Here is a 23,786-nt window from a genome sequence, read left to right as displayed (position 1 = left end):
AGAGTTGATCGATATGCTAGATACCTTCAAAGGATTATCTAAAAAAAGTCATCTATTGCTTGGTCTTAGCTTATTCATTGCTATGTTTTTTATAGCGCTCCGTTTTGGTGCTAAAGATGTGATTCTTTCCGATATCTTTCTTGCCTTATTTACTAATAAAGCTACAGATGCCGTTCTTGTCTTACGTGACATAAGAATTCCACGTGAAATAGGGGCCGTTCTTGTCGGTAGTGCGATGAGTGTTGCTGGTGCCATTATGCAGGGAATGACCCGAAATCCGTTAGCCGATCCTGGCTTGCTTGGATTATCGGCAGGCGCATATCTTACGTTAAGCTTATCGGTTGTCTTATTACCAAGTGCCTCAATGTGGTTGACTTTGATTATTTGTTTTGTCGGGGCAGCTCTTGGGGCACTGCTTGTCTTTGGACTAACAATGACCAAAAAACAGTCCTCGGTTTTCCGAATGGTTTTAGCTGGGGCTAGTATTTCAACATTACTGTATGCGATAAGCGATGGGATCGGCCTCTACTTTAATCGGTCAAAAGATATCGCCTCCTGGACAGCTGGAGGACTGATTGGAACCCAGTGGTCACAGCTATGGACGATTGCTCCGTTTATCTTTTGCGGGATTGTGATTGCGATGTTTTTCTCTAAGCAACTGACGGTACTAAGTTTAAATGAAGATGTCGCTATCGGACTCGGTCAACACGTCACCCAAACAAAAATCATCTTGTTTATCATTGTTATCGTTTTATCAGGCGCATCGGTTGCTTTAGTCGGGAATATGACTTTCCTCGGATTGATGGTGCCACACATTGTACGTGGAATGATTGGCCGAGATTACCGTTATATCCTGCCGTTCTCAGCCCTATACGGTGCGATTTTCATGTTGCTTGCTGATACACTTGGCCGGACGTTAAATGCGCCCTTTGAAACGTCGGTTGCGGCAATTATTGCGCTAATTGGTTTACCTTTCTTTCTTATGATTGTTCGACGAGGAGGACACGGCCTATGAATAAACAACGTATAATAAAGCAACGTATATTTCTCGTTATATTCGCTCTCCTTTTGGTCTCGACTATGCTGATAGCTATAAATGCCGGTACCGCTAAGATTCCTATCAACCGAGTGATACAAACGTTTTTAAATAATGGGAGCTTTAACGAACAGTTTATAATCTTTAAGCTTCGGCTTCCTCGAATTTTTATTACTGTTTTAGCCGGGATGGGACTGAGTTTATCTGGCGCTATTCTCCAAAGTTTAACGCGTAATGATTTAGCGGATCCTGGGCTGATTGGCATTAATGCTGGGGCCGGTGTCTCGATCAGTTTATTGTTTTTATTTATTCCTCTTGAACCAGGTCTGTTTACTTACATTGTTCCACTTGTGGGGATGTTAGGCGGGATGCTGACAGCTGTATTAATCTACCTCTTCAGTTATGAACGTCATCGCCCGTTAAAACCTCTCCGGTTAATTTTAACCGGCGTCGGTGTTTCTACTGCTTTATCAGGATTAATGGTTGTGATTATTTCTAGTGCCCAGCGAGAAAAAGTTGATTTTATCGCCAAATGGCTCGCAGGGAACATTTGGGGCACCGATTGGCCGTTTGTTTATGCCCTGTTACCGTGGCTAATCGTTTTCGTACCATTAACTTTTATTAAGGCACAAAAGTTAAATATCTTAAGCCTTTCAGAAGGTGTAGCGATTGGTTTAGGGGTCGCAATTAAAAAAGAGCGATTACTTTTACTTTTGAGTGCGGTAACTTTAGCCGCATCAAGTGTAGCAGTGACAGGGGGAATTAGCTTTATCGGCCTCATGTCTCCGCATATGGCTAAACGTTTAGTTGGCCAGCGCCATCAATTATTTTTACCGCTTACCATGTTGATTGGTGGTTGGTTATTACTAGTAGCTGATACACTTGGTCGCAGTCTGATTAACACCATTATTCCTGCTGGTATTATTGTGTCCATTATTGGTGCTCCTTATTTTATTTACTTACTATTAAGAGACGTTGATTGACACGTTGGTTCATGATGAAACGAGCACTAGACAGATCGATCACTCATCATGATATAATCATAGGAACACCAGAAAGGATGGATGCTATTGACACGTATTACAACACAATCTGCCCTGCAACACGCTTTTAATATTAGACGACACGTGTTTATTGAAGAACAACAGGTACCAGCAGCTATCGAATTTGATCAGTATGACCGGTTAGATGCGGATTGTCTCCACGTTTTAATCCGCCATGACACGGTACCTGCCGCCACTGGACGGGTACGGTTTATCGGTCAGTCAGCTAAGCTTGAGCGTATTTGCGTATTAAAACCATACCGTAAATATGGTCTCGGTAAACAAGTGATTGCTGCACTTGAAAAAATGGCTCATGAAAAGAAACCTAAACAGTATCTCTTGCATGGCCAAACACACGCCATTCCGTTTTATGAACGCCTTGGATATAACGTGGTTTCAGAAGTCTTTATGGAAGACGGTATTCCGCACGTGGAGATGGTTAAAAAGATACTCAACGACTAGGACTGATTTTCATATCCACAAAGAAAAGAGAGGACGTTCTAGTAAGAACCTCTTCTCTTTTCTTTAGACTGTTTGTCGTTGTGACTGTAAATGGTTAATCATTTTGTTAATATGTGCCGATAGTTGTTTTGAAATTTTCCTTGTTTTTTCAAGCGCAACTTGCTGTTTCGCTTCTTCCTTACCGACATTTGCTAAAATATCATGACTTGATTCATGTAATGCATCGTGTTCTTTTTCAACTGCTTGCCAAATGGGGGTAAGAACCGGATCGATAATTTCTAACGCTTGATAATAGTGACCAAAAGCACAGTGATGACTGTCCGTTTGAATGGGTAGCCGTTGATTTAACTCTACAATATCAGACAATGTATCCAGCCAGTGTTCGTGCTGTTTCAGTGCTGAAGTCAAAATGTGTATCAGTTCTTCTGGTTGAATCGGATTATTTTCACTTAAAAACTGCTGATAAGCTGCTTGATTTTGCTGAATAATATCAACATCTAATGTTCTCATTTGTTGGCGGACTAAATCCAGTTCACTCATTTGACCCATTAATCCATCCATCATTTTCGCTAACTTCTCTTCTTCATCGACTTTCCCTTTCACCGCATCGGTGACAGACGTCGCTGAGCTACTCACTTGTTGAAATGACGCCACAAAGGATTCCATATCTATTTTAATGTGATCAATCGCTCCATAGTTACCCGAAAGACCTGCCGTCACTTGTTCGACAGCGTTAGGAATCTGCACCATCGATTGATTAATCATCGTTAAACTCTCGACACTATTGTTTGATACATGTTCAATTTCTTGTTTAAATGTCTCAAATTCTGTCAGCGATGTTTTCGTATTCTCAGCGAGCTTCCTAATCTCATCCGAAACAACCGCAAAGCCCTTTCCTGCTTCTCCTGCACGTGCCGCTTCAATAGAGGCATTTAGTGCAAGTAAGTTCGTCTGATCAGCAATCCCTTCGATGACCTTGACAATCTCGCCAATCTTTTCAACTTTGGCAAGTAACTGATCTAAATGCGTATTGACTGTCTCATTCCCCTTAGTCACTTGGAGACAAATATCTGACATTCTCTTAATATGTGATAAGCTTTCTTCTGTCGTTAAAGTCACTGCCTCAATTCGTTCGAATATATCTTCTGCCCGGCGCACATTCTCTTCAATAGTAGTTTCAATCTCAGACATTGTTGCGGTGACCTCTTCAGTGAAAGCGAGATTATCTTCTGATTGGCGTTTTAATATATCACTGACATGATGAATCGCATCTTTCACAAAACTGAGTTCGACTTCTACTTTTCCAAGTCCTGCCGTTGAACCAATCATTTGTAGTAAATATTCACGCGAATAATGTTCTAGTGACGTGATTGTGTGTTCTACTTTATCTTTTCGTTGTTTTCGTTTCATCCCTAACATAATTCCCCTTCTTTCTTCTTATTTATTTTACTATCCTGTCTGTTTTTCTTTCATACCATAGTAATATCGACCGATTCCCCTAAAAAATAAATACTTTTGCAATTTCTTAACAGAAGGTCTAAATCAGAAAAAAACGGGCTACTTTCATTTTCATTTACATAACTACGTTGACAAAGTAATCATAATCGTGTATATTTACTGAAAATTCATACTTTTACAACCCATCAAGAGAGAGGGAGGGACTGACCCTGTGAACTCTCGGCAACCGCTAGTGATAGTAAGGTGCCAATTTCAGAAGCAAACGCTAAAGATGAGGAGGTAGACAGATCAACGGATTTTACGCCCTTCTCTTTTTTAGAGAAGGGTGTTTTTCATAGGGTTGTAGGAGATGAAAAAAGGTGGAGAATATTATGGCAACACAAACATTTACCGCAACATCAACTTTAGAGGATAAGTTTTTAGTCAAGAATACCGCACGTCAACATACTGTTTTCGTCGATGAACCTGAGTCCCTCGGCGGAATTGATACAGCAGTCAATCCAGTGGAATTGTTACTCGCAGCACTTGGTTCTTGCCAATCGATTGTCGCTCCAACGTATGCTGAGAAGTTTGATATTGATTTAAAAGGGTTTAAAGTTGAATTAGAAGGCGATATTGATTTGGATGGTTTCTTTGATAAAGCGGATGTCCGCCCTGGCTTTTATGATATCCGCGCGACGTATCATATTGAAACGGATGCCGGTGAAGAGAAAGTTAGTGACTTTGTCGCTTTCCTTGAAGCGCATTGCCCGGTTGAGGACACGATTGAAAATACCGTCGCTTTCTCATCAACATTCCATATTAAAAAATAATCTCTGTGCATAACGCACATCACCTAGAGCTCATAACGATATCTATAGAAAACAGCTTGGGGATTATTCCCCAAGCTGTTTGTCATTCAAATCTTTTATTTTACTCATTAGTCATATTAATATCCATTGTAGGATAAGGGATACCAATGTTTTCGCGGTCAAAGGTAACTTTGACTTCTTCTAATACGTCATAATAAACCGTCCAGTAATCTTCTGCTTTTACCCATGCCTTAACAGCGTAATCAACAGAAGAGTCGCCATGATTAGCTAGACGTACGAATGGTTCTGGGTCTTGCATAACTAATTCATGATTAGTGATAATCGTTCTTAACACTTGTAGTACATGTTGATTATCCGCATCATAGCTAACACCAAACGTAAAATCAACCCGGCGCGTACTATTAACGGAGTAGTTAGTAATACCAGCGTTAGACAGATTTCCGTTAGGAATGAAAATCATTTTATTATCTGCCGTCACAAGTTCTGTATAAAGAATTTGAATCGCTTTAACTGTACCGCTGTATCCAGCTCCTTCGATATAATCGCCGACTTTAAACGGGCGAATCGTTAGGAGTAAGACACCACCAGCAAGGTTGGCAAGGGAACCCTGAAACGCTAAGCCAATCGCTAAACCTGCCGCACCTAGAATAGCGACAAATGACGCAATCGGAATACCTAAAATACCGACAACTGAAATTACGAGTAACACTTTTAATACCGCACTTATTACTGACTGTAAGAACGGCTTTAGACTATCATCGAGTTTTGACTTTTCGATCTGACTGCCAATGACTTTAACAACAGCCTTAATGATGGCTAAACCAACAATTAATGTAATGATGGCTAACACAATTGGTTTAGCAATATCCACTAAAAGATTCATCCAATCCATTTTCTCATCTCCTTTGATATATAAAGCATGACTATTGTAACATGTTTCCTGCGTTTATACATGTTATCAACAACTCCTGATTGAAGTCGCAATGGTTCTCGACATTATAAAAAGGGCGTAAAACTCGATATTTCCTATTTTTTTCGACCAATCACTTCATTCTATTTAAACAAATAAATAAATCGCCGAAATCACCGTAGTCACAAAAATAAACACCCGATACGTTTCTTCTTTAATAATAGACACAAGCCAAATGCCAACACGTGTCCCAGCGAAGATAACCGGTAAAAGAATCAGGGCTAATAATAGATGTTTCCATTCGATTGATTGCCACACAAACACATGGAAAGGTAACTTAAACATGTTCAGTAGAAGAAAAAACCACGCTGTTGAGCTAATCATCTTACGTTTACCAATCTGTTTACTTAAAATATAAATCGCAAAGATAGGACCAGCCGCATTACCAACCATCGATGAAAACCCACTTACTACGCCGACAAGCGTCGTGAGCCATTTATGGTTGCTGATTTTAATGGGCGCTTTTTTAATTTCTTTATATACTAACAAGACAATACACAAGAGGACGATGACACCCATCGTCATTTTAAACTGTTGATCATTGACATATTGACCGTACCAGACACCGAGTAATACACCAATGACAGCGGGGGGTAAGAGGTGTAAAATGTCTTTTATCGAAATCTCATGCCCGTAATGTTTTACCGCAAAGACATCTCCTACCATTAGTAAGAGTAACATCATCCCTGATGACACAATCCCGCCGAACGTGAGTGCCATTAATACCACAACAAAAATTGTTGAACCTTGAATTCCGGTTTTAGAAAAACCAATCACAATCCCGGCTAACAGTAAAATCCCCCATTCAATCAAACTATAATCAAACATAATCAACCTCCTTAAATCCTTGATAGACGCTATCTTTAAACGTCATTTCAATGACAAGCGGCATTCTATCCTTCAGTGCCAAAAAGTTTGCTAAACCAAAACCTGCCTCAAAGTATTGAATGATTGTACTAAGACTCGTTCCATGAGTCCCAATCACAATCGTTTCATTTGAATGATGCTTAATTAAATCCATTATGACTGCAACATTACGTTTCTGCACAATCATTAAACTTTCACCTTCTGGTAAATGATAAGAAAAGTCTTCCCATTGCCTTCTTGTATACGTTTCAAAGTCATCAATCCAATGGTCGGAAATTTTTCGTTCGCGTAAATCCTCCACTGTCTGTACCTTTAATCCTAAAGATATGGCTAACGGTTGGACAGTATCAATAGCGCGTATGTATGGACTAGAATAGATTGCATGAATGGTTTCACCGGTAAAAGTCTTCACTAAGAGCTTACTGTCATATTGGCCTTTTTCCGTTAACGGTCTCATGCTATCATCGTGGATGGAAAAGTCTGGTTCCGCATGACGGATGAAAAATAGCTTCATTTTCTCACTCCTTGTATGTATGATATGTTATCAACTAGTATACCACAGTAAAAAACCTTGACGCATGGAGGTGCTTCAAGGTTTTTGGCTTCAGTTTGTTTTAAAATTATTTATTTCGCTATTCAGCGCCTCGCCGTTTTGTTGGAGACTTTCTGCTGATTCTGTCACCATCTTTAGTGCTACTAACTGTTCAGCACTTGATGCATCAACTTCTTCCGTTGCGGCTGCTGTCTCTTCCAATATCGACGCAATTTGTGAAATAGCCTGAACGACTTGATCTTTATATGCGTTAATATCTAAGACGTCTGTTGTGATTGCCTCAACAGCCTTCATTACTTTCGTGTTTTCTAATGCGAGCGAAGTAAATCTAGCTGTCGTCTGATTAATAACATCCGCTTGACGTTCCGTCATGTCTTTAGACTCACTCATCGCCTTTATAGCTTCCGTTGAACCTTGACTTACTTCATCAATCGTTTGGGCAATTTCTGTTGTTGCTTTTGATGTTCCTTCTGCTAACTTACGGACTTCTTCTGCGACAACCGCAAAGCCTTTTCCGTGTTCACCGGCACGAGCAGCTTCAATCGAGGCATTGAGTGCCAATAGGTTTGTTTGATTTGAAATGTCATCAATCACTGTGACCACAGAAGCGATTTTTTGAATTTTATTTGCAAGTTCTGTCATAGAATGGCTAACACCATTGACGACTCGAAGTGATGCTTTTGCTTGTGTACTCAGTTCATTCATCTGGGAAGCACCTTCAGATTGGATTAACTCCACCGATTCAACAAAGCTCTTAAGCTCTTCTGCTTGTGTTAAAAGATTTTGAATCTTCTCTGATAACTGGAGTGTTTCTTCATTCGTTGCCTCCGCAAAATGAGCCGCCTCGGTTGTGCCAGCCGATACTTGCGACATCGCTCGACTAATTTCTTCACTTGATGCGGATGTCTCTTCTGCTACTGCGCTCAGTTGCGTCGAAGCGTCATGTACTTGGCTAACGGAGTGTTTCACACCAAAAATCAACTGACTAACGGACTGAATCATCGTATTAAAATCTTCGGTTAATTCGCCAATTTCATCATGTGAACGGGATTCTAACATAACTCTAAAATCACCACTAGCGACTTTTTTAACTTCTGTTGATAGTTGTTTAATTGGGCGCGTAAGCGTACGCGCTAGAACTAAAGCAATAATAATAAAGATAATAGTAATTGCTGCAGCAATGGCGATCACACGTATCAATAAATCTTCTAGTGATTGATACATTTCAGATTCAGGCATCACAAATCCTAGCGTCCAATTCGTTCTAGGTACATTGGTTAAGTAAACCTTACTCGGCTGCTCGTTGCTACTGATTGAAAAACCGACATCAGATTGTTCTCCTAACACATCCGCAACTTCACTATACTGCTCATCATCTCCAATAAAATGTGCGGCCAGAGCTTCTGTTGGGTGGGCGATGAAATGCCCTTGATCATTTAATAAAAAAGCCTGACCTGACTCTCCGATTGAAACATTATTAATAACCGACTGAAGGTTTGATATATCAATATCACTTGTCACAACACCAGTAAATCTATTGTTCACCTCAAACGGAATGCTCGTTGTAATCATTGTCATATCCAGCGCTTGATCATAATAGGACTCTGACCATATGACAGCCTGTGTTTCTTTTGCTGATTGATACCAATCTTGGGCTGGATAATGATAATCCCGCGTTTCATATTCATCAGTAAAGAGAACAGACTCACCATCCTTATATGCATAAGGACCAAAGTATTCTAATGCTGCGTTATACTGGTTCGGTTCAAACCAGACGCCCATACCATAAGTATCATCATTCAATTGGATAAAATCAGCCATTAGCTGATGATATTGTTCACGTGTTAATTCTGAACCGAATGCCTTTATAGTTTGAGCCATTGTTTCTCCTAGGCGCTGGTGACTCATCAACTGTCCATCGATAAAGTGTTCAATATCATTCGACAAATAAAGCATCTTGTCGTTGATTTCTTCTTCTATAGCTTGTTTGGCTGATTGATAACTAAGATAAGCAAGTAAAGCTAAACTAACTAAAACAATTGGGACAAAAATTAAAATTTTCTTTTGAATACTTATTTTTGCGTTCATAGGCGCATCCCCTTTTCCTTTATATATAACTATTATCGGATTTTTAAAACGATAAGTGTAAAAAGGAAAGCGCTATTATTAAATAATATTAATATTGATTTATTCTGTCTATTTATTACTGACCGATATAATAACTAATTACATCCCAACTATTCTTATAGCAACAGTTTACCGCTTTGTTTCTTAGGGTAAGAAAGACTATAATACTTTTTCAAAGGAGTGAACATCATGTCAGAGCCATCAAAGAAGTCCTTTGATTTCTCAATTCTAGTTGTGCACGTTGCTTTTATTGTTTTTTCATTCTATGTAGCGATTGTTTTTCCATACTATATCGGCCTACTACTTATTATCGGTCACTATACCCATGAAAGATTACACAATGGTTGCATCCTCACCACACTTCAACAAAATCATGGCTATGCGCGAAAGAATGAAGATTTCTTTCACTATTTGTTTAGACGGTTTGGCTTTGATGTGAATCCAACCATCACAACACAGCTTCATAACGTAGTAAAAACCGTTATTTTAATCATTGTCGTCATTGATTTTGTGGAACGTGTCGTTCTAACATGAATGTAAATATTTTTTTCTTTTATTTTTTAAAAGCCACCTAACGAATGGTTAGATGGCTTATTAATTTACCAGTTAAGATTTAGCTGCTTCACTTTTGTCTCGTATAAATCATGTAATTGTTGTTTTATTCTTCCGTTTAGTGGCTTATGAGTAGCGGACATGTTTTGTCTTAACTGTTCGCTATTTCTGGCACCTGGAATGACGGATGAGAATGCGTCAAATGATAAAATATATTGAAGTGCGACGCTTGCCATCGATTGATTGTCGCCAATGATTTTTCGCACGTCTTGAACAAATTCACTGCGTTCTCTAATTTCCGCTTCGCTCCAACGACTGCGAATACCAGTAAAAGTACTACTTGCACCATATTTACCTGATAACCATCCGGAATCAAGGGGCACTTTGGCAATCACACCAACGCCTTTATCGTTTGCGCGCTTGATTGCTTCAAGTGGTTCTTGATGGAAGATATTAAACATAACCTCAATCACGTCACTATTAGTTTCAGTAATAATTTGATCAACTTCTTTACCTGTATCAACAGAAGCACCATAGGCTTTAATCTTTCCTTGTCGTTTTAAGTCTTCTAGTACACCATATGCTTCACTTGTTTGTGAGAGTGCGTCAAATGGTGGGTTGTGAAGCAATAATGAATCTAAATAGTTCGTTTGGAGTCGTTTTAAACTACCATCAACAGATTCAACTAAACGTTTTCGATCAAAGCTCTGAACATCATCAATGTGGTGCCCACATTTACTATTAATCACAACCTCTTCTCGTCTACCTTTAAACGCTTCGCCTAAAATCGTCTCACTCTTACCTAAACCGTAATTAGGCGCGGTATCAAAAAAATTACACCCTAAGTCGATCGCTTCATGCACAAGCTTAACCGCTGTTTTGTCATCCATTTCTCCCCAGTCTTTTAAGTTACCGAGTTGCCAAGCACCAAATCCTACACGTGACACATGAAAACTTGTCTGACCCAATCGTTGTCTATCCATACTAATCTCACTCCTCTATTCTAGTTAAGGTCAATACTAAAGCGCTTTCGTTACTTTCGCAAGTAAAACGTGTGTCTTTACTTGCGCTTTCGATTGTGATGGTAGACAAAACCACTAATGGTGCTAAGAAAGACAATCATCAGATAACTGATTATAAAGAACAATAGAAGAATCCCTGCACCAGGTCCTGGGTCATCTGCTTGGTTGAGCATGGGAAATAGCCATGCAAATAACCCTACACTAAAGAGGAGAAATACCACCGCAAAGACGATGATAAGTAAATCGATAACATGACCTGATACTAGTTTCACTGCAACAGTAAGCGCAAACACAATCAAACCGATAAAAAGCAGGATTGTCAGCACGATACTAACGGCATTGACCGTTTCAAGGTTTATGCCTGTTAAGCGACTGATTCGTAAGGTATTGACAATCAATTCCGTGATTAAAAACCCAAACAAGGCATAGATTGCCCCAATGAACATCGTGCGTCCAAGATCATATCGTAAGTGATTTTTCTCGTTCGTCACTGCTTTTATATTCGTAGTCTGTAACATGACACGTCCCCCATTTGTAATCCGTTAATCCAATGGTTCATCTCTCACATACTCAATAATATCACCCGGTTGGCACTGAAGAGCTTCACAAATGGCCTCTAGAGTTGAAAAGCGAATCGCTTTTGCTTTACCATTTTTTAATATCGATACATTCGCCATCGTAATGCCTACACGCTCAGCTAACTCTGTCACACTCATCTTGCGCTTAGCGAGTAAAATATCTAAATGAATTTTTATCATGACGACACCTCAAATCGTTAAATCGTTCTCTTGCTTGATTTCAATCGCTTGTTTTAATAACTTTTGAAGTAAAGCGGCAAAGATGGCTATAACCATTGAAAAAAAGATAGGTAACCCACCAACCAATACGAGTCCTGGTGCATCATCTATTTCAGCAATCCCATAAACAAAGGGCCAAATGATGGTATATATCACCGCAATAGCAATGGCCGCCTGCTTGATTTGTTTTAAAGCCGTCACCGCGACTGGTGTGAATGCTTGTTGGCGGTCAATAAATTTCAACAAGTCATACGCCCTCCTTAGCGCATAGAAAAATGGGACAGCTGTCAACAGCATCCCTATCACAATTGGGTACATCAGCTGATCATAACTTGTGTTAAATGGTTGCGCAATAAGGCTATAAATTAAATAGCCGGCAAAGATAACGATGGGTGACCCAATTACGATTAAAGCAAGCTTCAACAATCGTGTCGAATATGTCATATGATCCCTCTTCTCATCATTATTTCCTTTCTATTTTAATCTAATATTTATTGTTTTTCAATAAATTATTATTGATTTTCAATAAAAACGACTGGTTTAGGTGATGTTTTCCACATTCTAATAGCTTTAAAATTTTAAACATGTTATTCTAGCTCTAAGTACTTACTAACATAGATAAGGCTGTGATAACATGGTGAATAAAAAAAATAAACTCCCTCTTTACTTACAACTGATGGAAGATATCATTAAAAAAATTGAGCAAGGGGACTATAGTGAAAATGAAAAGCTCCCATCTGAACGAGAACTTTGCGATATTTACAACCTAAGTCGCATCACTGTCCGAAATGCTCTTCAAGAATTAGAACAAGAAGAATACATTTATAAGCTTCATGGTAAAGGTACCTTTGTCGCTCCGAAAAGTTACAAACAAAAGTTAGTGAAAGTGTATAGCTTTACAGAGGAGATGAAAAAGCTCGGTAAAGTCCCGCAAACGAAGGTCCTCTCATTTGATATTGTTCCTATCGATCAACGGTTGTCACTCAAGATGCATCTTGATGTCGACCAGGAAGTCTATCGTGTGAAACGTTTGCGTCTAGCAGATAATGTGCCGTTTATTTGTGAGACATCCTATCTACCGACACATTTATTTCCGAACTTAACTAAACAAGCACTAGAAGAACGACCGATGTATTCAGTTTTTATGGATGACTATAACATGGGCGTATCACAAGCGACTGAACAGTTTTCTGTTACAAGTCTTAGGAGCGAAGAAGCTGAAAACTTACACGCAGAAATCGGCTCGCCAGCTATGTTGTTAGAACGATTGGCCTATGATAACGCAACATTGATTGAATATACTGTGAGTATTATTAGCGGGAATAAATTTAAATACACTGTTGAACTGAATTGATCAGTTCGACAGTGTATTTTTATGTCAAAGGACCTTTAATAATACACTTTCCTCCTTCCCCTAAAATATTTTCTTGAATTGTAAAGTGAAAGGCATAATCCAAAAAAATAATAATAAACTTGTTATAACCAGTTGACATTTTCACTTTAAGCGCTTACACTAATATTAACTTGTTATAACCAGTTGAAAGGAAGTGTTTTTTTGGCTCAATTAATCGTGACAGGACACGCGAATTTCTCGAGTGGCTTATTATCCTCCGTTAAATTAATTACTGGACTCGATGAAAAATTTACTGCGGTAGATTTTTTAGAATCCATGGGGGCAGAAGCGTTAAATCAAGAACTACAAGCTAAAATTCAAGAAACCAACGATGATGTTTTAATTTTCACAGATTTACCAGGTGGTACCCCATTTAATCAATCCGTCTTAATTAAAACAACATTAACAGATCGAACAATCGAAGTAGTATCTGGTACAAATCTACCGATGCTGGTCGAAGCGAGCATGATGGACCAACAACCGATTGGTGTTTTACTGACATCGCTTATAAACACTGGTCAGGATAATGTTATGTATTATCAACAGAAATCAACCCAAAAAGTCACCGCTAGCGATGATGGTATCTAACGTTTAACTTACACACAACTAAACAAGGAGGCATAATCATTATGAGTACACCCAATATTTTATTAATGCGAATCGATAATCGATTAGTACACGGACAAGTTGGTATGACTTGGACAAATACATTAGGAGCAAACTTAGTCATTGTTGCTAATGATGAAGTGTCAGAAGATGAGGTTCAACAAAATCTTATGGAAATGGTCTTACCAGAATCAGCTGAGAGTAGATTTTTTACTTTAGATAAAGTCATCCGCATTATCCACAAAGCTGCTCCACGACAAAAAATTCTTCTTGTTGTAAGAACAGCTCAAGATGCACTTAAACTCGTTGAAGGAGGTGTCCCAATCAAGAAGATCAATGTGGGTAATTTGCACTTCTCAGAAGGTAAGAAACAAATTTCATCAACAGTCTCTGTCGATGAAGACGATATTAAAACGTTTAAAGAACTCGATCGTTTAGGAATTGAATTAGAAGTTAAAGGCGTTCCAAGCGATAAAGGCTTTAATCTCATGTCTAAACTATAACCGTAGAGGAGGATGAACAATTATGTTAATGGAAGCGTTGTTAATTGGTCTATGGGCTGGTATAGCCGGTATTGATCAGTTTAATGGTCTCACCCACATACATAGACCAATCGTAACAGGAGCAATTATTGGTCTAATCTTAGGCGATTTAAAACTTGGTTTAATGGCAGGGGCCACTCTAGAACTTGTATGGGCCGGTATGGTACCACTCGCTGGTGCCCAACCACCTAACGTTGTTATCGGTGGGGTCATTGGTACTGCCTTTGCGATACTCACAAATCAAGACCCAGCGGTTGCCGTTGGTGTAGCCGTGCCGTTCGCCGTAGCAGCACAAGCAATTATTACATTAATTTTTACAGGTTTTTCTCCATTAATGCACAAAATGGATGAACACGCAAAACAAGCCAATACCGACGGTATTGATCGATTGAACTATCTTCAACCTATCTTACTATTTGCTTTCTTCTTCATTATTGCCTTTTTACCAATCTTTTTCGGGGCAGAACAAGCAGCAAACATTGTGAATATGTTACCTGAGTGGTTAATTAATGGCTTATCTGTTGCTGGGGGCATTATGCCAGCTATTGGTTTTGCGATGTTATTGAACATTATGTTTAAGTGGGTGTATGCCCCATTCTTCGCCATTGGTTTTGTTGCTGTTGCTTATGGTAACTTACCTATTTTAGCTATTGCGATTGTTGGTGTGGCGATTGCTGCTTATGACTACTTTAACCAGAATAACACCAAGTTAAAAGTTGCTGGTCACTCTAATGTATCAATCGATGATGAGGAGGATTATAGCGATGGAATATAATAAAGAAAATGAAGAACTCATCAATAACGATATTCAAGACACCTCTAATGACAAAGTATTGAATAAGAAAGACTTGAATAAAATGGTTTGGCGCTCCCTTCTACTCCAAAGTTCATTTAACTATGAGCGGATGCAGGGTGGCGGTTGGACTTACAGTATTATTCCTGGGTTAAAGAAAATCCATAAGAATAAAAAAGATTTATCTAACGCCCTTCAAGATCACATGCAGTTCTTTAATACCCACCCTTTCCTTATTACCTTTATTCAAGGGGTTATCCTTGCGATGGAGGAAAATAAAGAAAAACGTGAAACTATTCGCGGTATCAAAGTAGCTCTTATGGGGCCACTTGGCGGGATAGGTGACGCCTTATTCTGGCTCACTTTACTACCTATTACCGGCGGTATAGCCGCCTCGCTCTCCTCCGAGGGGAATGTGGCTGGACCACTTTTATTCTTAATTGCCTTTAACATTGTGCACTTTGGCTTAAGATTCTTCTTAATGCATTATGGTTATGGTATGGGAACAAAGGCTATATCCATGCTAAAAGAAGGGACAAAGAAAGTGTCCCGTGCGGCTTCAATTGTTGGCCTTACTGTTGTTGGTGCCCTTGTTGCTTCTTACATCAATTTAAGACTTGATTGGACCATCCAAGCTGGTGAGATCCCGGTTGACATTCAAGGCGAAGTCATTGATGCGATCATGCCAGGATTGTTACCACTTCTTTATACTGTCTTTTGCTACTGGTTATTAAAGAAAGGAAAATCACCTCTAGCACTGATTGGTATGACCATCGTGGTTGGCTTAGCTGGTAGTTTATTAGGTATAATGTAAAGAGACAGAAAGGGCATATATATGCCCTTTCTTTATTAACAATAAGGGGAGAATATTATGTCTATCGCAATAAAAGCAGGCACCGTTTACTTACATAATCAAATCGTTCACGACGGGTATCTATTAATAGATAACGGCAAATTCGTGTCATTTACTAAAGACAAACCAGATGCACACTATAACGTCATCGATTACAGCGATTACGCTATCGCACCTGGTTTATTTGATACTCATATTCATGGCTATAACGGTTATGACGTTATGGATAATGATCTAGCTGGGTTTAAAAAAATGTCTGAAGACCTTCTTTCGTGCGGTGTTACGTCATTTTTACCTACTACGTTAACAGCACCGATTGACCAATTAGATGCCGTTATTCAAACAATTGGGCCACATATGAAAGAAGTAACAGGAGCAAAAGCAAGAGGATTTTTCATCGAAGGACCATTCTTTACCGAAAAACATAAAGGGGCGCAAAATCCCAATTACTTTATGGATCCTTCCACTGATATTTTGGACCGGTGGATACAACTATCTCATCATCAGATCAAAAAAATTGCCATTGCACCTGAACGAACTGGATCACATGCCTTTATTTCATATGCTAAGAAACACCATATTAAAGTCGCACTTGCTCATACCGATGCTGATTATTCCATAGCGATGGACGCTATTAACTCAGGCGCCTCTATCTTTACTCACACATTTAACGGCATGAGTGGATTCCACCACCGGGAGCCTGGCGTTGTCGGTGCGGCGCTTAATTCAGAGCATGCCTTTGTTGAAGTCATTGGCGATGGTCACCATGTCCATCCAGCTGCGATTAAAACGCTAATCAAAACGCGGGGTATTGATGAAACCGTGTTGATTTCAGACTGCATGATGGCCGGCGGAAAACCAGAAGGCCAATATAAACTTGGTGAGTTTGATGTTATTGTGAAAGACGGAAAAGCAACGATACCATCCGGAAGTTTGGCAGGTAGCATTTTAGAGTTAAAAGATGCGGTTAAAAATCTTGTTGACTGGGGCGTGGCAACGCCTCATGAAGCAATTAAAATGGCGAGCACGAGTCCTGCCAAGTCATTAGGCTTAGACGACACAGGAATCATCAAATCTGGGGCTGCTGCTGACTTTATCGTGCTTGATCATAACCTTCATTTACAAGCGACTTACATTGACGGACAATGTAAATATACGAAAGAATAGAGGACGCGACATGATATTAACTATAACGATGAATCCTTCCGTTGATATTGGGTATTCACTTGATACCCTTCAGATCAATCAAGTGAATCGTGTGTTAGAGGTGTCTAAAACAGCGGGTGGAAAAGGTTTAAACGTCACACGTGTATTAACATCACTTCAAGCACCCGTCACTGCAACCGGCGTCTTGGGCGGGGAATTAGGTACGTTCATTAAGACTGAACTTGAAAAACTTGACGTCACGGAAGCCTTTCTCACAATAGACAAACCGACGAGAAACTGTATTGCCATTATGCATGATGATGGACATCAAACAGAGATTCTAGAACCAGGTCCTTCTCTAACAAAAACAGAAGGGGAAGCCTTTTTATCTCATCTAGATGCTATACTGTCAAAAGATATCACAACCGTGACTGTCTCTGGAAGTTTACCGAAAGGACTACCCGATGACTTTTACGTTGATGTCGTGAGACATATTAACGATAGCGGTGCCAAATGTATCTTAGATACGTCCAATAAAGCGCTATTACGCGTCTTAGAAAGCAACACGAAACCATTGATCATTAAACCTAACTTAGAGGAACTTGAAGCGCTATTACATCAATCCTTACCTACTACAGATGATCAAATACAGGCGCTTCATGATAACCTTTTTAATGGCATTGATGTCATTGTCTTATCCAAAGGAAAACAAGGCGCCCTTGTGAAATGGAAAGATTCCATTTATGAGGCAACACTGCCAAGTGTGACAGCTGTCAATCCTGTCGGTTCAGGTGATGCGACGGTGGCCGGACTAGCGTTTAGTGTCAATCAACAATTAGAACCTGCTGTCTGTATTCAAACAGCGATGACAACAGGTGTACTAAATGCGATGGAGAAACAGACCGGCGCAATTAATCGAGATAACTTTGATGACATCTATCGTCAGATTACAATTACTCAAGTGTTATAGCTTAAACAACGTTAAAAAACACCTTCCTGTCTTTAATAACAGGAAGGTGTTTCCATTTATTTTTTTGCTTTTAAATGTGGTAAGCTCGGTGTAGCTTGTTTTCCAGCTATGAGTTTCTCTCCATCCGTATAGCCTTCTTCTCTTGGTGTCAACTCTTCAATTAGTTTCTGTCTTAATCTAGTGACTTTGTCTTGATACGCGTGTGTGTCGACATGATTGATACACTCTTCTGGATCATTCACTAAATCAAAGTATTGTTCTTCGCCTGATTGTGAAAACCATATATACTTTTCTTTCCCTGTTGTAATATAATGATAACTTTTTTCACCAAACTCATGCTCACCATGTAGATAATCACGCCAAGGTGCGTCTTCTTTCCTGGTGAGTGGCAATAAACTTTTTCCATCAACATGAGCTGGGATTGGGATATCCAATAGATCAAGCACGGTTGGCATTACATCTCTTAGTTCTGTCACCTTTTGCGACACAGGCATGAGCGGTGCTTTTAAATACTTTCCTGGATCAGATATAATCAACGGTACTTTCGCAGACCCCTCATAAGGTAAAGATTTTCGATATAAATGATGGTCACCCATTAACTCGCCATGATCAGACACAAAAAGAATAATCGTGTTCTGTTTTAATTGATATTCTTCTAACGCCATTAAAAATCGTCCGATTTGATGATCGATATGGGTAATCAAACCATAATAAGCAGCTTGAGCTCTTTTAAATCTTTTTTCAGGTACAATACCTTTACCGGTCACCGGGTTATAGCCTGATTTCTCATCATCTGATTGTTCCGCCCACTCACCCACTGGAGGTGCGGGTAAGTCCTCATCTAAATACATATCATAGTAATGTGGTGGCGGATCAAGAGGTGGATGTGGTCGTACAAATGACATCTTTAAAAAGAATGGCAAAGTTGGATCTCTTCGTCTTAAGAAATCAATCGAACGGGTCACGACCCAGTTCGTTGGATGCAAAGATTCGTCAAGCGCCCACGGTCTTGTGACCGTTGAGGAATTACAATCTAAGCCTAAATCAGTTAAGTCGACATCATGCCCTGCTTTATCTTTTAGCCACTGTAAATAATCATCCACTTCATTAAAAGATTCGCCTGTCTTTGTCGCTTGTTTAAACCGGTTATAGTGCATGTAGCCATCATGCAGTTCAATATGATGAAAGCCGCAAAGTTTGCGCGTCGGATAAACGTGCATTTTTCCAATCGCTTGTGTATAGTAACCCGCACTACTCAGGACTGACGGTAAAAAGTGTGAATAATCCCACGGAAGTTTGTCCTCATAGCCAACACGTCCCGTATTTTTCTGTGACATACCGGTTAATAAAGCGGCTCGTGCTGGAACACAGGAGGGTGTTGCCGCATAAGCATTTTTAAAAATCGTTCCATTTCTAGCTAATTCATCCAGGTACGGGGTATCAATGACAGGATGACCTAAAATACTTAAACAATCAAAGCGCATTTGGTCGACCATTATCATAACAATATTAGGTTTCATACGTACTCTCCTTTCATCCACTTACTTGTCCACTCTTCACCCTTTGGGCGAGTATTTCTAATGCATGTAGATGTTTATTAAAAAAGGTTTGATACGCTTCACAGTAGGCATATTTCCCACCAACTTTGTAGCGCTTACATCCACCTTTGCAGAGTGTGAGAAACGGGCAATCAAGGCAATCATCCGCTAATACGGTTTCTTTTCTAAATGCTTTTGCTGTATCAGAATGAAACAGTGACGCATAGCTTTCCTCAAAGATACTGCCTAATAAATAACAATCATCCACATAAAAATCACACGGAAAGACATCGCCATTTGCTTCTATCACAAAATAGGTGGTGCATTGCCCCGCTAAACTACAATCTTCAGGTTGTTGGCCGAGAAGAATACCGACAAAATTATCAAATAAACGATTACTGACGTAACTTCCTGACAAGTAACTGGTTAAGTACCGGTTAAATAATACCGACAATACTTTACTATACTGTTCTTGTGTCATTAATAATTTTTGTTCTTCTCTTGGGCGATTTAAGCGATCAAGACATGGGATGTACTGAATATGTTTAAAGCCTTGTTGATCAAAAAAACGGGCAACTTCATCAATATATCTGGCGGTTACTGATGTTAAGACGCAAAGAATATTAAACGGAATCTCAGCATCTTTTACTTTTTCGATATTTTTCATAATCACATCAAACGTCGGCTTGCCTGCTTTCGTTTGGCGCAACTGATTATGTATCGCTTTTATGCCGTCAACAGAGATGCCCACAAGGAAACGATACGTCTTGAAGAAATCAATCCAGTCATCGTTTATGTGATAGCCATTCGTTTGAATAGAAAAAAATACTGGAATGTTGTTGGTATTATATTTTTTAACCAAGGACATAAAGGTATAGTAAAACGGCAAACCAATGAGCATTGGTTCGCCGCCTTGAAAGGCAAATGAAATCACACGAGGATGGGCCGCCATGGCTTTTTTAATTATGACGGTCATCGTCGCTTCATTCATTTTTCCGTAGTTTTTTGTCATGCGTTGATCAGCTAGATCGTTGTAAAAACAATAATCACAATCTAAGCTACAGCTAGAGGATACTGGCTTAATTAAAATCGATAAAGCTTGCATAGTCTGCTCCTCCATTACTTAAGTGAGAAATGTCGCTGTTATAGAAACTTAAGCTTTCCCATCACTCTTACAAATACTAATCTTCTCACGCACTGTTTTTTTCATTTCTTCTTTTGCTGGTGTCATATATTTACGTGGATCGGTTGCTTCTGGGTGAGCCACTAAAAAGTCACGTAACGCTGTTGAGAATGGAATCTTGAGTTCCGTTGAGATATTCACTTTACAGCAGCCAAGTTCAATACATTTTTGAACATCTGCTTTAGAGATACCTGAAGCGCCGTGTAACACAATCGGAACATCGACTAATTGGGCGATTTTTTCTAAACGGTCAAAATCAAGTTGTGGTTCCACTTCATAAACACCGTGCCCCGTACCAATCGCAACCGCAAGCGAATCCACTCCGGTACGTTCCACAAACTCTTCTACCGTATCTGGGTCAGTATAAGCCGCTTCTTGTTCGGTAACGACTAAATCATCTTCTTGGCCCACAAGTTTACCGAGCTCTGCTTCAACTGTCGCTCCGTGCTTTTGCGCTAATTCAACTACTTGTTTTGTTAGGGCAATATTTTCTTCAAATGAATGATGCGAGCCATCAATCATGACTGATTTTGTTCCGAGTTCAAGTGACGTTTGAATACTATCGACTGTTTCATGATGATCTAAGTGTAAGGCGATTGGAATATCATTTTCCTTGGCTGCAACTTCTACAATCGCTTGAATATAAGCACGTCCCGCATAATCCATTGTACCTGGTGTTGCTGCAAGAATAACTGGCGAACGCATTTCAACAGCTGTTTCAATAACAGCTTGAACTGTTTCCATGTTATGAATATTAAAAGCTGGTACCGCATATTTCCCTTTTTGTGCATCTAGTAACATCTGTTTTGTATTGACAATTTGACTCATGTTCTCACACTCCATTTCTAATAATTAGTTAATCGGATAAATGGTAACACCCTGAACGACGCGATTGACAAGGCCACTAGGGCTCGGATTATCTGGCGTAATACTTAATTTCAACGAATTTTTCATCGCTAAGACTTGCGGGAAGATAATATAAACTAAAGCAAGACTAAAGTCATTTACTTCCGGTCCTTTTTCTACATCTAAATGGATCACGAAATCCGCTCGCTCACTTACCCAGTCATCGTGTTGATAATCAACAACGGCAATCTTTATACCTGAATTGTCATTGGCAAGTTCATTCAATAAATCCCTATCGTATTGTCTTGTATAACTATCCTGCGACATGAACATAACGACTAAAGATTGGTCATTTAGTATCGATTTAGGTCCGTGTCTAAACCCTAATGAGGTTTCATACGTCGCCGCTACTTTACCTGCGGTCAGTTCAAGTACTTTTAGTGCCCCTTCATGTGCCAGTTGACCTAATAAGCCTGACCCTAAAAAGACCATCCGCTCATAAGATTGTTCTAAAACGACATCGACATAGTCACCCACCACATCAAGTAATTGCTCTGCTTGTTTAATACTTTGTTCAATCACCGCTTCGGTCTCGGTCTCACTGAACAATGAATAGGCCGTTACCATCATCGTCGTAAAACTACTTGTCATCGCAAAACTCTTATCATGAGCCTCGGGGGGTGTTAGGATGAGTAAACTTTTATCGTCACCCTTCGTATTAACCGCCAGTTGTCCTTCACTGTTACACGTGATGACGACTTGATAAAAATCATCAATGATACTTTCTGTCACATTAACAGCCGCCACACTTTCAGGACTGTTACCCGATCGGGCAAATGATACGAGCACCGTTGGGACATGTGCTTTTAGATAGGCATAAGGGTTTGACACAATATCTGTTGTCGCAATCGATTCAAACCTAAAGGTACTCTCAGTTGTTGATTGATTCAATTCAGGCGTTAACGTATCACCCGCAAAAGCAGATGTTCCGGCACCAGTAAAGATGACCCTAACATGTGCATGCTTTTCTTTTAACTGCTGAATAAACCTTTGGTGGGTGTCTTTTTGTTCAGCTAACGTTGTTAACATCTTTCTCCAAACATGTGGTTGTTGATCAATCTCAGAAGCCGTGTGAACAGCTCCTAACTTTTCTAAGTCTTGCTCTGCAAGATTAAACATGGAAGCCCTCCTTATGGTTATGTCGTCATAACCAGTTAGTATATTTTTTGAGCGCAATTAAATTGCGCCCATTTTTCATCTCTATTTATTATGTGGTTATAACCAGTTGAGTCTATTGTATCGCGACCTTGTTTATTTGTAAACTCTTTTTCGTTATTCACACGTTAAATATATGAGTGACGCATCATCTTTTGGTTTCATTCGCGGATAAGTCTCACAAATTCCGTCCGCTTCTTCTCTTATTCTTAACCGATCAATGACTTGATGCACACTCGTTTGTTTCATTTGTTGAACCATATCTACCGCATCCGTCGCGAGATTTACATCTGTATAATAGCTATCCACCCCATCACTAAATAACCAGACCGATTGAACATCTTGATAGTTAAGGACACGTTTTAAGCCTTTATCGATATAATCTGTTGTTATATCCATGGCTGCATAGCCATTTGGTTTATTTTTTAATTGGCGGTTATTTAATAACAATGGATGGATGACTTTCTTTGCTTCCGTCATCGAGATGCCCTCTTCTCTTACGAGTACTTGCATCTGATGAATAATACCACGATCTAATTCTGTTGCCCGACCGTCGTGTACAACTTCATAGCGACCATCCTTATATTCAATAACCGCGGTACAGTCACCGAATGATTCAATGACCAATTCCTCGCCTATTTTTCTTAATAAGATGATGGCCGCAGATGGCAATTGTTCTTCGCGATAGTCTTCACTATGAATATACGCACGTAATTTTGAGCGTAGATCATTGGAAAGATTCTGAAACAGGCGCGTACTTTCTATGGCAACATCATGTGTTAATGTTTCGTTTAAGTATTTGGTGGCATGTTCGACAAACCAGACGGTGTCTGATAAATACTGATCGATAAGTCCCGTTGTGAGGCCTGTTGCTCCGTCCATCACATAGGCATAGTTTTCACCAAAGCCAATCCGGTCCTCTTTACAACGGTTCCCACGATCATTGACATAATCAATGATTCTCACACTACCCCTCCTCATCACTGTCTTGATTCAAACGTT

Annotated in this window: 26 protein-coding genes and 1 riboswitch; of the genes, 12 read left to right on the top strand and 14 right to left on the bottom strand. The window is 39.6% G+C overall.

Going from position 1 to position 23,786, the window contains the following annotated elements; genetic code table 11:
- Positions 1–13 precede the first annotated feature (13 nt).
- The 3 genes from BM390_RS01105 (at position 14) to BM390_RS01095 (ending at position 2,541) form a co-directional block, all read left to right on the top strand.
- Complete coding sequence (locus BM390_RS01105) at positions 14–1,015, top strand: FecCD family ABC transporter permease (RefSeq protein WP_089852728.1); 1,002 nt, start codon at positions 14–16, stop codon at positions 1,013–1,015.
- Complete coding sequence (locus BM390_RS01100; protein ID WP_062319508.1) at positions 1,012–2,019, top strand: FecCD family ABC transporter permease; 1,008 nt, start codon at positions 1,012–1,014, stop codon at positions 2,017–2,019. The genes BM390_RS01105 and BM390_RS01100 overlap by 4 nt, the downstream gene beginning before the upstream one ends.
- An 81-nt stretch (positions 2,020–2,100) precedes the next feature.
- Entirely contained in the window at positions 2,101–2,541 is a 441-nt protein-coding gene (locus BM390_RS01095) for a GNAT family N-acetyltransferase (RefSeq protein ID WP_062319506.1), read from the top strand.
- A 63-nt stretch (positions 2,542–2,604) separates the two neighbouring features.
- Here BM390_RS01095 and BM390_RS01090 read toward each other — a convergent pair whose 3' ends face one another.
- The gene (locus BM390_RS01090) at positions 2,605–3,951 is read right to left on the bottom strand and encodes a methyl-accepting chemotaxis protein (RefSeq protein WP_177220593.1); all 1,347 of its coding nucleotides are present in this window, start codon (positions 3,949–3,951) and stop codon (positions 2,605–2,607) included.
- A gap of 227 nt (positions 3,952–4,178) precedes the next feature.
- Positions 4,179–4,277: riboswitch (SAM riboswitch) on the top strand.
- Between the two features lie 93 nt (positions 4,278–4,370).
- On the opposite strand from BM390_RS01090, the gene BM390_RS01085 reads away from it, so the two are divergent.
- A complete protein-coding gene (locus tag BM390_RS01085; protein ID WP_062319501.1) occupies positions 4,371–4,811 on the top strand; it encodes an OsmC family protein in 441 nt (146 codons plus the stop codon).
- A gap of 100 nt (positions 4,812–4,911) precedes the next feature.
- Here BM390_RS01085 and BM390_RS01080 read toward each other — a convergent pair whose 3' ends face one another.
- The 4 genes from BM390_RS01080 to BM390_RS01065 all read right to left on the bottom strand — a co-directional run bounded on the left by BM390_RS01080 (position 4,912) and on the right by BM390_RS01065 (position 9,289).
- The gene (locus BM390_RS01080) at positions 4,912–5,703 is read right to left on the bottom strand and encodes a mechanosensitive ion channel family protein (protein ID WP_062319499.1); all 792 of its coding nucleotides are present in this window, start codon (positions 5,701–5,703) and stop codon (positions 4,912–4,914) included.
- Between the two features lie 165 nt (positions 5,704–5,868).
- Positions 5,869–6,609 (bottom strand): sulfite exporter TauE/SafE family protein, encoded by a 741-nt coding sequence (locus BM390_RS01075; protein ID WP_089852726.1) that lies wholly within the window; start codon positions 6,607–6,609, stop codon positions 5,869–5,871.
- The gene (locus BM390_RS01070) at positions 6,602–7,162 is read right to left on the bottom strand and encodes a histidine phosphatase family protein (protein WP_062319496.1); all 561 of its coding nucleotides are present in this window, start codon (positions 7,160–7,162) and stop codon (positions 6,602–6,604) included. The genes BM390_RS01075 and BM390_RS01070 overlap by 8 nt, the downstream gene beginning before the upstream one ends.
- A gap of 90 nt (positions 7,163–7,252) precedes the next feature.
- Entirely contained in the window at positions 7,253–9,289 is a 2,037-nt protein-coding gene (locus BM390_RS01065; RefSeq protein ID WP_089852725.1) for a methyl-accepting chemotaxis protein, read from the bottom strand.
- A 228-nt stretch (positions 9,290–9,517) separates the two neighbouring features.
- Here BM390_RS01065 and BM390_RS01060 point away from each other — a divergent pair, with 228 nt between their 5' ends.
- A complete protein-coding gene (locus BM390_RS01060) occupies positions 9,518–9,862 on the top strand; it encodes a hypothetical protein (RefSeq protein ID WP_062319488.1) in 345 nt (114 codons plus the stop codon).
- Positions 9,863–9,927: 65 nt separating this feature from the next.
- Here BM390_RS01060 and BM390_RS01055 read toward each other — a convergent pair whose 3' ends face one another.
- From BM390_RS01055 to BM390_RS01040, 4 genes are all read right to left on the bottom strand, one after another.
- Entirely contained in the window at positions 9,928–10,863 is a 936-nt protein-coding gene (locus BM390_RS01055; RefSeq protein WP_089852724.1) for an aldo/keto reductase, read from the bottom strand.
- A 77-nt stretch (positions 10,864–10,940) separates the two neighbouring features.
- Entirely contained in the window at positions 10,941–11,420 is a 480-nt protein-coding gene (locus BM390_RS01050; protein WP_062319486.1) for a hypothetical protein, read from the bottom strand.
- 24 nt (positions 11,421–11,444) lie between these two features.
- Positions 11,445–11,660: a helix-turn-helix domain-containing protein gene (locus BM390_RS01045; RefSeq protein WP_062319484.1), complete on the bottom strand. Its 216-nt coding sequence runs from the start codon at positions 11,658–11,660 to the stop codon at positions 11,445–11,447.
- Positions 11,661–11,669: 9 nt separating this feature from the next.
- Positions 11,670–12,143 carry a DUF2975 domain-containing protein gene (locus tag BM390_RS01040; protein ID WP_062319481.1) on the bottom strand — a complete coding sequence of 158 codons (474 nt, stop codon included), beginning with the start codon at positions 12,141–12,143 and terminating at the stop codon, positions 11,670–11,672.
- 190 nt (positions 12,144–12,333) lie between these two features.
- On the opposite strand from BM390_RS01040, the gene BM390_RS01035 reads away from it, so the two are divergent.
- From BM390_RS01035 to BM390_RS01005, 7 genes are all read left to right on the top strand, one after another.
- Positions 12,334–13,053: a GntR family transcriptional regulator gene (locus tag BM390_RS01035; protein ID WP_062319479.1), complete on the top strand. Its 720-nt coding sequence runs from the start codon at positions 12,334–12,336 to the stop codon at positions 13,051–13,053.
- 201 nt (positions 13,054–13,254) lie between these two features.
- Complete coding sequence (locus BM390_RS01030; protein WP_177220592.1) at positions 13,255–13,680, top strand: PTS sugar transporter subunit IIA; 426 nt, start codon at positions 13,255–13,257, stop codon at positions 13,678–13,680.
- A 41-nt stretch (positions 13,681–13,721) separates the two neighbouring features.
- Positions 13,722–14,201 carry a PTS N-acetylgalactosamine transporter subunit IIB gene (gene agaV, locus BM390_RS01025; protein ID WP_062319477.1) on the top strand — a complete coding sequence of 160 codons (480 nt, stop codon included), beginning with the start codon at positions 13,722–13,724 and terminating at the stop codon, positions 14,199–14,201.
- A gap of 22 nt (positions 14,202–14,223) precedes the next feature.
- Positions 14,224–15,015 (top strand): PTS N-acetylgalactosamine transporter subunit IIC, encoded by a 792-nt coding sequence (gene agaW / locus BM390_RS01020; protein ID WP_062319475.1) that lies wholly within the window; start codon positions 14,224–14,226, stop codon positions 15,013–15,015.
- A complete protein-coding gene (locus BM390_RS01015) occupies positions 15,005–15,847 on the top strand; it encodes a PTS system mannose/fructose/sorbose family transporter subunit IID (RefSeq protein ID WP_062319473.1) in 843 nt (280 codons plus the stop codon). The genes agaW and BM390_RS01015 overlap by 11 nt, the downstream gene beginning before the upstream one ends.
- 57 nt (positions 15,848–15,904) lie before the next feature.
- A complete protein-coding gene (gene nagA, locus BM390_RS01010; protein ID WP_089852722.1) occupies positions 15,905–17,053 on the top strand; it encodes an N-acetylglucosamine-6-phosphate deacetylase in 1,149 nt (382 codons plus the stop codon).
- A 10-nt stretch (positions 17,054–17,063) separates the two neighbouring features.
- Positions 17,064–18,002 (top strand): hexose kinase, encoded by a 939-nt coding sequence (locus tag BM390_RS01005; protein WP_062319470.1) that lies wholly within the window; start codon positions 17,064–17,066, stop codon positions 18,000–18,002.
- A gap of 56 nt (positions 18,003–18,058) precedes the next feature.
- On the opposite strand, the gene BM390_RS01000 is transcribed toward BM390_RS01005, so the two are convergent.
- From BM390_RS01000 to BM390_RS00980, 5 genes are all read right to left on the bottom strand, one after another.
- Positions 18,059–19,522 (bottom strand): arylsulfatase, encoded by a 1,464-nt coding sequence (locus BM390_RS01000; RefSeq protein WP_062319468.1) that lies wholly within the window; start codon positions 19,520–19,522, stop codon positions 18,059–18,061.
- Positions 19,523–19,535: 13 nt separating this feature from the next.
- Positions 19,536–20,645 (bottom strand): radical SAM/SPASM domain-containing protein, encoded by a 1,110-nt coding sequence (locus BM390_RS00995; RefSeq protein WP_062319467.1) that lies wholly within the window; start codon positions 20,643–20,645, stop codon positions 19,536–19,538.
- 48 nt (positions 20,646–20,693) lie between these two features.
- On the bottom strand, positions 20,694–21,551 hold the full coding sequence (gene fba / locus BM390_RS00990; RefSeq protein WP_062319465.1) for a class II fructose-1,6-bisphosphate aldolase: 858 nt from the start codon (positions 21,549–21,551) through the stop codon (positions 20,694–20,696).
- Between the two features lie 24 nt (positions 21,552–21,575).
- Positions 21,576–22,748 (bottom strand): SIS domain-containing protein, encoded by a 1,173-nt coding sequence (locus BM390_RS00985; protein ID WP_089852721.1) that lies wholly within the window; start codon positions 22,746–22,748, stop codon positions 21,576–21,578.
- A 153-nt stretch (positions 22,749–22,901) separates the two neighbouring features.
- Complete coding sequence (locus tag BM390_RS00980; protein WP_089852720.1) at positions 22,902–23,750, bottom strand: protein phosphatase 2C domain-containing protein; 849 nt, start codon at positions 23,748–23,750, stop codon at positions 22,902–22,904.
- Positions 23,751–23,786: the final 36 nt, after the last annotated feature.

Origin of the sequence: Halolactibacillus miurensis (genome assembly GCF_900116255.1) — a bacterium.
In the GTDB taxonomy this organism is placed as follows: domain Bacteria; phylum Bacillota; class Bacilli; order Bacillales; family Amphibacillaceae; genus Halolactibacillus; species Halolactibacillus miurensis.
Note: the sequence above shows the minus strand (reverse complement) of the source record. Positions and strands in the feature narration are given on the sequence as shown.